This is a genomic window from Synechococcus sp. W65.1 (genome assembly GCF_047461615.1).
GTDB lineage: Bacteria > Cyanobacteriota > Cyanobacteriia > Thermostichales > Thermostichaceae > Thermostichus.
Window position 1 is genome coordinate 1 of sequence record NZ_JANSHI010000012.1, and the last position, 11,660, is coordinate 11,660.

11 protein-coding genes are annotated in these 11,660 nt (G+C 58.0%); 3 read left to right on the plus strand and 8 right to left on the minus strand.

The genetic code is table 11. The features are described 5' to 3' along the window. Positions 1-129: 129 nt before the first annotated feature. Positions 130-753 (minus strand): tRNA (adenosine(37)-N6)-threonylcarbamoyltransferase complex ATPase subunit type 1 TsaE, encoded by a 624-nt coding sequence (tsaE, locus tag NW806_RS07870; protein ID WP_414410671.1) that lies wholly within the window; start codon positions 751-753, stop codon positions 130-132. Between the two features lie 49 nt (positions 754-802). Beyond that, on the minus strand, positions 803-1,582 hold the full coding sequence (gene lgt, locus NW806_RS07875; RefSeq protein WP_414410672.1) for a prolipoprotein diacylglyceryl transferase: 780 nt from the start codon (positions 1,580-1,582) through the stop codon (positions 803-805). A gap of 166 nt (positions 1,583-1,748) precedes the next feature. On the opposite strand from lgt, the gene recA reads away from it, so the two are divergent. Next, positions 1,749-2,882 carry a recombinase RecA gene (recA, locus tag NW806_RS07880; RefSeq protein WP_414405779.1) on the plus strand — a complete coding sequence of 378 codons (1,134 nt, stop codon included), beginning with the start codon at positions 1,749-1,751 and terminating at the stop codon, positions 2,880-2,882. On the opposite strand, the gene NW806_RS07885 is transcribed toward recA, so the two are convergent. Continuing rightward, positions 2,879-3,688 (minus strand): TrmH family RNA methyltransferase, encoded by an 810-nt coding sequence (locus NW806_RS07885; RefSeq protein ID WP_414410673.1) that lies wholly within the window; start codon positions 3,686-3,688, stop codon positions 2,879-2,881. The two genes, recA and NW806_RS07885, sit on opposite strands and share 4 nt — an antisense overlap. A 9-nt stretch (positions 3,689-3,697) precedes the next feature. Further along, the gene (locus NW806_RS07890) at positions 3,698-5,044 is read right to left on the minus strand and encodes a 16S rRNA (cytosine(967)-C(5))-methyltransferase (RefSeq protein ID WP_414410674.1); all 1,347 of its coding nucleotides are present in this window, start codon (positions 5,042-5,044) and stop codon (positions 3,698-3,700) included. Positions 5,045-5,107: 63 nt separating this feature from the next. Here NW806_RS07890 and hisA point away from each other — a divergent pair, with 63 nt between their 5' ends. Both hisA and NW806_RS07900 read left to right on the plus strand, forming a co-directional pair. Further along, complete coding sequence (hisA, locus tag NW806_RS07895; protein ID WP_414410675.1) at positions 5,108-5,893, plus strand: 1-(5-phosphoribosyl)-5-[(5-phosphoribosylamino)methylideneamino]imidazole-4-carboxamide isomerase; 786 nt, start codon at positions 5,108-5,110, stop codon at positions 5,891-5,893. 112 nt (positions 5,894-6,005) lie between these two features. Then, positions 6,006-7,199 (plus strand): M20 metallopeptidase family protein, encoded by a 1,194-nt coding sequence (locus tag NW806_RS07900; RefSeq protein ID WP_414410676.1) that lies wholly within the window; start codon positions 6,006-6,008, stop codon positions 7,197-7,199. Between the two features lie 371 nt (positions 7,200-7,570). Here the strand turns inward: NW806_RS07900 and NW806_RS07905 are convergent, their stop codons facing one another. The 4 genes from NW806_RS07905 to NW806_RS07920 are packed head-to-tail and all read right to left on the minus strand — an operon-like array spanning position 7,571 to position 11,658. After that, positions 7,571-8,143 (minus strand): hypothetical protein, encoded by a 573-nt coding sequence (locus NW806_RS07905; protein ID WP_414410677.1) that lies wholly within the window; start codon positions 8,141-8,143, stop codon positions 7,571-7,573. A 16-nt stretch (positions 8,144-8,159) separates the two neighbouring features. Further along, a complete protein-coding gene (locus tag NW806_RS07910) occupies positions 8,160-9,872 on the minus strand; it encodes a helicase HerA domain-containing protein (protein WP_414396639.1) in 1,713 nt (570 codons plus the stop codon). Beyond that, positions 9,869-10,465, minus strand: a complete 597-nt coding sequence (locus NW806_RS07915; protein ID WP_414410678.1) for a hypothetical protein — start codon at positions 10,463-10,465, stop codon at positions 9,869-9,871. The genes NW806_RS07910 and NW806_RS07915 overlap by 4 nt, the downstream gene beginning before the upstream one ends. Continuing rightward, entirely contained in the window at positions 10,465-11,658 is a 1,194-nt protein-coding gene (locus tag NW806_RS07920; RefSeq protein WP_414410679.1) for a DNA double-strand break repair nuclease NurA, read from the minus strand. The genes NW806_RS07915 and NW806_RS07920 overlap by 1 nt, the downstream gene beginning before the upstream one ends. Positions 11,659-11,660: the final 2 nt, after the last annotated feature.

Below are 11,660 nucleotides of genomic sequence, written 5' to 3' on the forward strand. Positions count from 1 at the left end.
TTGACTGGTATGCGCTTGTCAAGGTTCTGGGGCGCTGGGCCTGGTGGCCTTGTCAGCGCTTCACTACCCTATCCCACACTCACCCCCACCGTCAAGTACCCCCGGGGGGTTTTTTGCCGATAACTGCCTTTACCCTTTGGTGCCTCGCTGAGGAAGCTGGGAAAGTACTTGCTGCCAAAGCTGGGCAGTCCTGAGTCCCCTGCCCTTGGCGTGTAGCAGGCGGGATCCCTCTGCCTGCAGATGGGGCTCTAGCTGCAGCCAGAGATAGGTTGGAGGCAGGTAAGGGAGGTACTGAGGCCACTCAATGGCAGTGATCCCAACTTGGCCCCAAAGCTCTTCCAGCCCCAGATCTTCTAGAGCCGAAGCCTCTACCTCGCTGGCATGGGCACCAGAGGTAGGCCCTAGGCGATAGAGGTCACAGTGGAAGAGAGGGATCCGTCCCGTGCGGTATTCCTGCACCAGCACGAAGCTGGGGCTGTCGATGGGCTCAGGGATCTCCAGTCCCTGCCCTAGCCCCTGCACGAAGGTGGTTTTGCCGCTGCCTAGGCCGCCTGCGAGAAGAATGACCAAGCCGGGGGTAGAGTCGATCCCAACCGCTTGGGGGAGGGCAAACTGCTGCTCTGGTGCAGTGAGAAGGCAGGCGGCGGTCTGCCCCAGGAGAGCTGCTAGGGATTGGGTGGCAGCAGCAGACGGTAGTACCAAAGGAGAGGCTTGTTGCCAAAGCCCTTCACCAGTGATCGCCAGATCCGCCATTTGAGATCTCCTTTTCGAGGGGCTGAGTGGGGATCGCTCTCCCCTCCTCTTACCTAGAAGCGCGTCTTTGAGCTGTCCCTATCAAAGCCAAGCCGACCGCAATAAGGGCTAGGCTGACTACCTGAGCTACCCGCAGAGATCCCAGCATGAGACTATCAGTGCGCAGGCCCTCGATCCAAAAACGACCAAGGCTGTACCCCACCAGGTAAAAGCCCAAGAGAGTACCGGGAGGAAGCCGGCGCCGGTAGCTCAAAAAGAGTAGGATCCCAAAGAGGCTGAAGTTCCAGAGGGATTCGTACAAAAAGGTGGGGTGGACTCGGGAGCCGTCAGGAAGCTGCAGTTGCACCCACAGGCGACTATCTGGAGGCAACGCCTCTCCATAGGCCTCGTTGTTGAAGAAGTTGCCCCAGCGTCCAATCCCCTGGCCAAGGCTGAGGGAAGGAACAATGCAGTCGGCCAGCAGCCAAAAGTTTAGCCGCTGTTGGCGGGCAAACAGGTAGAGGGCTATACTGCCGCCGAGCAAAGCGCCGTGGATGGCCATGCCTCCCTGCCAGAGGGCCAAAACCTTCCACCAAGGGCCATGGCGGTAGCGCTCCCACTCAAAGGCCACATAGTACAGGCGGGCAAGAGGCAGGGATCCCACCACCAGCCACGGCAGCAGGTTGGGCATGACATCCGGGGAAAGGCCACGCCGCTCTGCCAGGTGGCGAGCTAGAAAAAGGCCCAGAACAGTGGATAGGCCAATCAGCAGGCCATACCAGCGCAGACTAAAGGGCCCCCAACTAAACACCAGTGGGCCGGGAGATCGCAAGACCAAAGTCGTGAACACAGGAGCCTTCCTGAGTGGATCCTTTAGCCCACTCTACCCATCCCCCGCCCCCCCGCTCCAGCCGCAAGCTGAGGGAGAGAACAGGGATCCGCCTAGGCCAAGGGAACGGCAATGCTAGAATGCAGGCTCAACTTCTCACCGCCACGAGTGGGGGAGGGTGCGGGTTATGGCCCAAGGCAAAGCTGCTGCCGTAAACAATGGGGACGACTTGGAGAGGCTAAAGGCAGAGAAACGCAAGGCGCTGGAGCAGGTCCTGGGCCAGATCGAGCGGAATTTTGGAAAGGGGGCAATCATGCGCCTGGGGGATGCTGCCCAGATACGGGTGGAGACCATCCCCAGCGGTGCTCTTACCCTTGATTTGGCTTTGGGCGGCGGCTACCCCAAGGGGCGCATCATTGAAATCTTTGGGCCGGAGTCGTCGGGGAAAACCTCGCTGGCCCTGCACGCCATTGCCGAGGTGCAAAAACAAGGGGGAACGGCTGCTTTTGTCGATGCGGAGCATGCCTTGGATCCAGCCTACGCGGCAGCCTTGGGGGTGGATATCCAGAATCTGCTGATTTCCCAGCCGGACACGGGAGAGGTTGCCCTAGAAATTGTCGATCAGCTGGTGCGCTCTGCGGCTGTGGATATTGTCGTGGTGGATTCAGTGGCGGCGCTGGTCCCTCGGGCCGAGCTGGAGGGAGAGATGGGAGATGCCCAGCTAGGGCTGCAGGCCCGCCTGATGAGCCAAGCCCTGCGCAAGATTGCGGGCAGCGTTAGCAAGACAGGCTCGATCGTTCTCTTCCTCAATCAGTTGCGCTCCAAAATTGGTGGCGTCGGCTACGGTCCCCAGGAAACCACCACGGGCGGCAATGCCCTCAAGTTCTATGCCTCAGTACGGCTAGATATTCGCCGCGTGCAAACTCTGAAAAAAGGTGCAGAAGAATACGGGATCCGAGCGCGGGTTAAGGTGGTGAAGAACAAGGTCGCTCCTCCGTTTCGGCGGGCGGAATTTGACATCATTTTTGGCCAAGGGATCTCCAACGTCGGCTGCATTATCGATCTAGCCGAGGAGATGGGCATTCTTAAGCGGCGCGGCTCTTGGTATAGCTACAAGGAAGAAAACATTGCCCAAGGGCGAGACAATTTGGTTCTTTTCCTAAAGAAAAACACGCAGCTACTGGCGGAGGTGGAAGCGGCTGTGCGCGAAAAACTTTCGGCAGGAGTGCCGGTTTCTACTAGCTATCCAGCAGGAGTAGGGGAAGGAGAGCAGGAAGAGGAAGCAGCCTTTGCAGAGGAGGAGCTCTGGGAGAGCAGCTAAGCACTTCCCCACTGGGCTCGCCGCTGGCGCAGGGCCTCGTAGAGCAGTAGCCCTCCCGCCATGGCCACGTTGAGGGAGTCGACGCCCTCGGCCATAGGGATCCGCACTTGGGCATTGGCCTGCTGGATGGTTGCTTCCCTTAAGCCCGACCCTTCGTTGCCTAGGAGAAAGAGGGTGGGGCAGGTGAGGTCTTGATCCCAGTAACAGGCGGCGGTGGGGGAGAGGGTGGCAGCCAAGACTTGGATGCCGTGGCGGCGACAGGCCTGGATCCAGCTAGCCAAGTCGGGCAAAACCCGCGGCGGGCAGCGAAACCACTGGCCGGCAGAAGCCCGCAGGACTTTGGGGTTTTCGGGATCAACGCTGTCTGCGCTTAGCCAGAGGCCATCGGCTCCTGCAGCAGCTACGGCGCGAATCAGAGCTCCCAAATTGCCTGGATCTTGCAGGGTTTCTACCACAAGGCCCAGGTGTACCCCCGACAAGGGAGGAGAGGGGATCGGCTGGCTGACAGCCACTGCCACAACTCCCTCCGGAGACTCGGTTGTCGAGAGCGCCGCCATCACTTCCGAGCTGACGGCCTGCCGCCGCAGATCCTTGGGTAGGCTGGCCAGCAAGTGAGGGTGACGCTCAGCCCACTCGGGCGTGTAGCAGAGAGCTTGGAGGGGCCAGCCAACTCGCAGGGCCTCTTCGACGAGGTGGGATCCCTCTACCAAGAAGGCGCCCTGTTCCTGCCGGCCCTTGCTGCGGTGCAACTGCCGCAACTTGCGGATCCAGGGGTTTTTGGGGCTGGTGAGCAGCTCAGAAGCCATAGGGAGGATCTAATCGCAGCGGCGCAGCCGTTGGATAAAAAACCCATCCCGATCTTGCCGGTGAGGCCAGATGAGCAAGGGATCCCCTTCTGGCGCCCACTGGGGATGGGTCTTGAGGAAAGACTGGATGACTCCCTCGTTTTCAGCAGGGTGCAGCGTGCAGGTGGCATACACCAACAGCCCGCCCGGCTTCAGCCAACGGCCTGCCACTTGCAGAAGCTGAGCTTGCAACTGGGCCAACTCGGCAATCCGCTCGGGGGTTTGTCGCCAGCGAGCGTCAGCACGGCGGTGCAGGGTGCCTAGACCAGAGCAAGGGGCATCCAGCAGCACGCGATCGGCGCTTTGCCACGGGGGCAAGGGGGCAGGGGGTTGGGCAGCGGCGCTCAGGGCCAACAGGTCGATGGCCAGGGGACGGATCGAGCTCAAGCCCAAGCGCTGCACATTTTCCTCCAGGCGGCGCAGGCGGTGGGGGTGGCGATCCAAAGCCCAAATCTCGCCGCGATCCTGCATCCGCTCGGCTATGTGCGTGGTCTTGCCCCCTGGAGCGGCACAGCAGTCAATGACCCGTTCCCCCGGCTGAGGATCCAGGCAGTGCACTACCTGCTGAGCACTGGCGTCCTGAACGCTCCACCAGCCCTCGGCAAAGCCAGGTAGGGCTCGAATATCGCCGGCAGAATGTCCTAGCCGCAGAGCGCCTGGCACGTCGGGGAGAGGGGTAGCCTGGATCCCCACGGCTGCAAAGGCTTGGCTAACCTTGTCGATCCCTGCCCGCAGGGGGTTAACCCGCAGATCCAGATGGGGCGGCTGGTTAAACCAAGCGCACAAGGCTTCAGTTTCAGCCGGCCCTAGGCGCTCCCACCACAGACGCACCAGCCAGTCGGGAAAGCTGTGCCGGATCCCCAAGGCCTGAATGGGATCAGCAGGCAGCCTTTCCTGCAGGGGCTGGAGGGGATCCCTTTCCGGCTGCACTAGCACCTGGCGCTGGTAGGCGCGCAAGATGGCGTTCACCACCCCCGCTAGCGATCCCAAACCCACTTGGCGGGCCAGTTCCACACTGGTGTGGATGGCGGCCCTGGGCGGGATGTGATCCAAAAAGGCCAGTTGGTAAAGGCCAAGGTGGAGAATGAGCCGCAAGTCGGGGGGCTGCTTGGAAGCAGGGTGGCGGGCGAAGCAGTCAATCAGGGCATCGAGGGTGCGGCGACGGCGGGTAACACCGTACACCAGCTCGCTGACCAGGTGGCAGTCGGCAGGGCTCAGGTGGCTGCGGGCCAACAGCTGCTCTAGCACGACGTCAGCGTAGGCGTTGTGTCGCTCAATCTTCTGCAAGGCCAACAGAGCCAGTTGACGCGCGTTCATGCTCGCCCCGCCAGGCTTTTTGTTCCTGGGCGATACTGGAGAAGCTCCCTAAGGGATCTCATCATGCCTTACAGCAGCGCCTTTCTAGAGGTAATCCCCGCCATTGACCTCCTCCAGGGCCGCGCTGTGCGCCTCTACCAGGGGGATTACGCCCAGGCAGAGCAAGTGGCTGCTGACCCCATCCACCAGGCCGAGGTGTGGGCGGCCCAGGGTGCTCCTCGCCTGCACGTGGTAGATCTGGACGGGGCCAAAAGTGGGGACCAGATCAACCTCCCCACGATCGAGCGCATTGTCCGCCAGGTAGCCATCCCGGTCCAAGTAGGAGGCGGGATCCGATCCCTGGAGCGGGCGCGGCAGTTGCTGGATCTGGGAGTGGATCGGGTAATTGTCGGCACTGTGGCTGTAGAGGATCCCAAGACCCTAGAGGCGATGACCCAGGCCCTACCTGGTCGGATTTGGGTGGGGATCGACGCCCGCCAAGGGCAAGTGGCCACCCGCGGCTGGCTGAGTACTACGCCTCTACAGGCCACTGAACTGGTGCAGCGAGTGGAAGCTCAGGGGGCTGCTGGGATCATCTACACCGACATCAGCCGAGATGGCACCCTAGCTGGGCCCAACCTGGAGCAGTTGCGCCAGATCCTCGCTGTTTCCCGCCTGCCTGTCATCGCTTCTGGGGGGATCGGCTCGCTCACCGACTTGCTTGCCCTACTCAGCCTGCCTGGCTTGGCGGGAGCCATTTTGGGCAAAGCCCTTTACTCGGGGGCCATCTCCCTGCCAGAGGCGTTGCGCGCAGTGGGGCCGGGCCGCTGGCAGGATCTGCCTCCGGAAACCAACTTCCTATGGGCTTAGGTATCGAGCAAAGCCCCTCCTGGCCTAGCTTTGCCATACTGGGTAATATGCAGCTGCCTGCAGCTCCGAGAGAACCTTGCCCTGACGCTGTCCATCCTACTTCCCCCGGGTTATGTCCTTTCCCGCCCTGCGCCCTGCCGTTCAAGCCCTCCAGCCGGAACTGGTGGCCTGGCGGCGCCACCTGCACAAATACCCAGAGCTGGGCTTTCAGGAAAAGCAAACTGCCGCCTACCTCAGCTGGCGCCTAAGAAGTTGGGGGATCCCGCACCAAACCGGCATTGCCGGCACTGGCATTGTAGCCACCATTACAGGAGAAGAGCCAGGGCCGGTCTTAGCACTGCGGGCCGACATGGACGCCCTGCCTATCCACGAAGCCAATGAGGTGGAGTACCGTTCCACCGTCCCCAACGTCATGCACGCCTGTGGCCATGACGGCCATATGGCTATCGCCCTAGGCACGGCTAAGCTGCTACAGCAGCACCGCCACCGCCTCAGAGGTACTGTCAAGGTCATCTTTCAGCCTGCCGAGGAGGGCCCCGGTGGCGCCAAGCCAATGGTAGAAGCGGGGGTGCTGAAGAACCCGGATGTAGAAGCCCTCCTAGCTCTCCATCTGTGGAATAACCGTCCGCTGGGCACCATTGGCGTCAAAAGCGGTCCCTTGCTGGCCTTTGCCGATCGCTTTCACATCGAGGTCATTGGGCGAGGTGGCCATGCTGCCCTTCCCCAGCAGACGGTGGATGCGATTGTGGTGGGAGCCCACATCGTGAGCGCTTTGCAAACCATCGTCTCCCGCAATGTGGATCCGCTGCAGCCAGCCGTGGTAACAGTAGGCCGGTTCCGCGCTGGCGACACTTTCAATGTCATTGCCCCTAGGGCTGAGATTTGGGGCACTGTGCGCAGCTTTCAGCTAGAGGTGCGGGAGCTCATCGCAAAGCGCATGGAAGAAATCGTGGCCGGCATTTGCCAGGCTCACGGAGCCACCTACAAGTTTCAGTACGAGCGGGGCTATCCAGCAGTTGAAAACGATCCCAGGCTAACAGCTCTCGTAGAACAAGCTGCCCGTCAAGTATTTGGCCCAGAGGCCGCCATCCTCCCCGAGATGACCATGGGGGGTGAGGACGTCTCGTTTTTCTTCAACGAGGTTCCTGGCTGCTACTTCTTCCTGGGATCTGCCAACCCTGCCAAGGGGCTGGACTACCCTCACCACCACCCCCGCTTTGATTTTGATGAGGCTGCCCTCAGCCTCGGCGTGGAGCTGTTTCTGCGCTGCATTGAAAACTACACTGGAAAGCGCATTCTGGAGTAAGTAGCAGCGAGACAGCTTGTAACATGGAGTCCGCTAGGGTTCTCCTCTAGTCCTTGATTCACCGGACAATTGGCCACTTTGTGGCATAACCAACCTTCTGCCTTGACGTAGATGGGCTGAGCTAGTAGTCTTGCAAGTACATCTTTTCTGGTAGGCACTTTGCCTAGGCTAAAGTTGGCTCCGTCTTTAGCCTGTGTGCCTTATGGGGGCAAGGAGCAACTACCTGCAGCTTGCGGGGAAGTCACGCCTGTGGAGATCCCTCTGGCGGGGTGGTAGGGGTGGACTCTGCCACTAGCCATGGGTCGCTGAAGCAGGAAGAAAGCCTCAACCCCGAGCGAAAGTCTGCTTTTGCCCGGGGTTGTATAAGTCTTTCAGAGCGGCCTCAGCAAGTCGGCCCCTCCCCTCCCCGGCAGTAGCAAGGGTTTCATGGGCTCTGGAGTGGGAAGGGCAGGGGCAGCCTTCAAGTCGGGAGGAATGTACAGAGGCTTGGGATCGGGATCCCCGCCAAAGGCCAGCACAAGGGCCCGCAGCAGGGCTTGACGTTGCCGGCGGCTCAAAGATTGCACAACGGCTTTGTCCCGAGTGTAGGGGTTGACTGTAAGACGGTTAGCCCCAGGGTACTGTTGGGCAACCATTGGCTCGTTGGCATCGCAATAGTCAGCCAGTGTCAGTTGCCAATCGAAGCGATCAGTGGGGGAACGCCCAGCCACCTGCAGGTGATAGAGCATCATCCGGCGCACCAAGGTATCTTCTTCAGGCCGGGGGCCGCCGTCATTGGGGTTAATGGGAGTGTAGGTGTTTTCCAGCGGCAGATCCGGCAGGGCCTCATACACCCGCCGCGCCGCGTCAGGGATTAGCCGCAACTGGGCATAGGCAGGCCCCGCTTCTAGCAAAAAGGCAGCGGTGATGCCCAGCCACCCTTGCAAAAAAATTTGTTTCCTCATCCTGCTTGCCCCAAAACTAGTCGATGCTCAATCCATCCACCACTTGGGGTTGAGGACGCGGCTTGAGGGGGGCAGAGTGAGCGAGGCGCTCCTGTTGGCGGTGCTTTCGGAAGTAACCCTGCCAGTGGCTAAGGACATCGAGGGTGTCGCCTCCATGCCGAGTGTAGCGCTGCCGCACCTTGCACAAGACAGGGGTATTGACGCACACCCCAGAGACAATCACCTGCCCTCTACTTAAAGCGGGTAGTTCTTGGAGGAGATCCCGGCCAGCAGCCTCGACGCTATGGCGCAAGTTTTCCTGATCGGCAGGGTTGACAATTCGCATCAAAAACTGGCTCATGCACTGCGACAGGATATCTGAATCTAGCTTACCGGGTCGTTGCGTGATCAGCCCTACCCCCAGCCCAAACTTGCGTCCTTCGCTAAGAATAGTGCGCAACACTTGTTTACAACGAGAAGGCTCGTGCGCAGGAGCAAAGCGATGCGCTTCCTCCAGCAAAATGAAAACAGGATAAGGCAGGTAGTTCTCATCTCCTGGCTGAATTTTGCCCTTTTCGGTGTTGATGCGGGCATGGTTAGCCTGGCGCAAAATAGCAGCGGCGATAACTTGCTGTTCTTCTTGGCTGATTTCGTGCATCTGGAGAATGGTTACTTGACCCGGCTCAAATAAATCCCTAGGAGCCAGGTGCTCTACGTTACTAAAGTAAGGGGAGCGAGCAATTTGTTCCAGCTTCCACTCCAAAGCAGGGGCCGAGGATCCTTGGGAGCCGTCTTCTCTGGAGTCTGCTTCGTTGACGGCCTCGATCAGATCCTGAATTGTCCAGTGCAGTGGATCAAACTGAGTAACCTTGCGGAAGGCTTTCTCCAGAAAAGATTTCTGTCGCTCGGTGGTCTCTGGAAGCAGAGCAAGGATGTCAAAAAATTTGAGAGAAGACACCCGAATCTTAATTTCCTGAGGAGAAAGAACCTTGACCCTAGGTCTGTAGCCGTCTTCCCCTACAAACTTGGGATGAGACTGCATTTCCGCTAAAGTGTGGTATTCTCCATGCGGATCAAAAATTAGGACAGCAGCGCGATTTTTGGGCAACATCAGCTCTTCCACCAAAACCGCTGCTGTGTAGGATTTGCCGGAGCCGGTTCCTGCTAAAATGGCTAGATGAGTGCTGACCATTTCCTTGACATCCAGAACCACAGGAACTGCTCCTTCCTCGCGCAGTAGCAGACTGCCCAAATGGGCCCCCCCAACTGCTGTTTCCTCCCGCTTGTTCAAGACGGATTTCAAAAGCTGATTGGAAGCCAAAAAGACCTTAGCGCCCGGCTCCGGGGAGCGGCGGGGGTTAATAAAGCCCATAGCCCGATCGAAATAGCCGATGACTTCGACGGTTACAGCGTAGATCTCCGGGTTGGGATGGGTAAAGCCAACTAGGGCCACAATGGTGCTGGGATCGATCTCCGTGTCGGCAAAGATGCGGTCGGGGATGTGATCCAAAAGCTGAACTTGTCTAATTTTACCCAAGATCTTTAGAGGTTGGGACTGAGAATCTCGCACCTCGTAATAGACAAAATCGCCCACCTTTACCGCTTGGGTATTGGAGGTGATAAACACATATTGGTTGGAGGTCTCGCCAGGGCCTTTGACGGTGCCGATCACCTCCGGAGTATCCTCCGCCGGGAAAGAGGGGCTTTCTCTAGGGCGGCCATTGGAAGTGTCCAGAGTTTTTTGGTTCATCGGCGTATCGCTCCTACGGTTATTTTCCAAGCCAGTTCCTTGCTTAAAATTTGCAGAGCTCGTCGCTGGGCGGGGTCAGAAAACATAGGTATGATATCGTTTAAGACTTGATAGACAAGGTGGTTGGCAAAATTACCACCGCTGCTTAAGAGCAGTCCATAGTACGAAAATTGGGTTTGGCCTTGAGGGTTGAGATGAAAGCGTAGAATTTCCTCCTGGCTCATGCGAAAGACAGGCGTGTTGACAGGCACCACTACGCGCGGGATCCCTTGCCAGCCACAACTCCTTTCTTCGTCCAAAGCTCCTATGAGGATTACCGAAAGTAATGTACGCACCTCATTTTGCAAATCAGGAGAGAAATAAGGATCCGGCTGGCTGGAAAGACGGGGCCCAGCGTTAGGAAACATGGGGTTTAAAATCTGACTGTTGTAAACTAAGCCCACAGCCCAGTGCCGTTGGTTGCTTTCCAGCTTGACAAAGCTGCCAAAGCCATAGTCTTCAGGGGAGGGAGGGTTTCTGACCTCTAGAGCATCATCCACCTGTACCACGTAGTCGCAGTGACTGTTGGAGCGAACCACCTTACCCAGTCTCATCAGATCCGTCTCCGCTGCAGCTTGCTAAGGGTTTTCCGCGATAGCCGGAGGTTAAGCTTCTCGCGGCTGGCCCACTCCTGCATTAGGCGCAAGAAAAGGTTGCGATCTTCATTGCGGATAACGGCCACCTGATCTGCCGTCTCCAGTACATACGGGTAGCCTCGGCCAATAATTACCTCACAGCGTACCAAATCTACCAGCCAGTCCAACAGGCCTGCCTCGTAAACCCAAACGGGGATCTCTAGTCGAGCTGGAAAGTTTTCGTTAGTGGTGCGTAGGTAAACAAACCCCACTCGCCTTTGCATTTCCTGATAGCGGCTGAGGATCCCCTCTTGAGGATTGAGAACGCCACTGCAGGCACAGACAAAGAAAGGGGTTCGGTCTCCCCACTCTAACCAGGAGCTAAGGAGCTGCGCATCGTGTAGGTAGGGAGCTTCAGGAAGATCAAAGCAGTGCCTTAGCAGTGTTACCAAATCCGAGCTGTACGTAGTGTCAATGTAAGCTACAACAGGGATCCGGTTTTGCTCACTAGCTCGCAGTACCTGTAACAAACACTCCACATAGAAGTCTTGACTCTTAGCATCAAGAGTTTCAGCAAAAGTAGCCACCAATACCCCATCCAAGAAGGCTAGTTTTTGGGATCCAGGTCGAGATTGCCAAATATATTCGGCAACTTTTTCTGTTTCCATCTGAAAGCGGCGCCTGTTGACGATACTCTCTTTGGGCTCGCCGCTACTTCCCGCTTCCAAATCTCTTGGCGTTAGCACATCGACCTGAATATCCTTTTGGTATAGGCCCTGGTCGCAGTGATAGTTCTCATACCAGCCAATCTGCACTAGGGCTACCGGTATTGACAAATCTTTGCTGGGGTAGATTTGGGATCCATCTACTGCAAAGGTAGGAATGTTTTTAATAACTGGTCTTGCCCATTCATAGCTTTCCTCATAGCTATTCCACTTTTGTTTAAAGGGAACCTTCCAGCCAGAGTAGAGATCCCATTCCTGAGTAGGCAAAGCACCTGGGAAAGCCAATCGAGCTACTCTTTCAGCAATCTTTGCGCTTGACCACTGGCATAATTTCTCCATCGCCTGGCGGTACCACTCTCGGCGCTCTGAAAGCCCTCGATCGAAAGTAGCAAAAGCCTCGCGCTTCTGCCGTAAAACAGCCAGCACCCGGTCAGCTCTAAAAACCATGA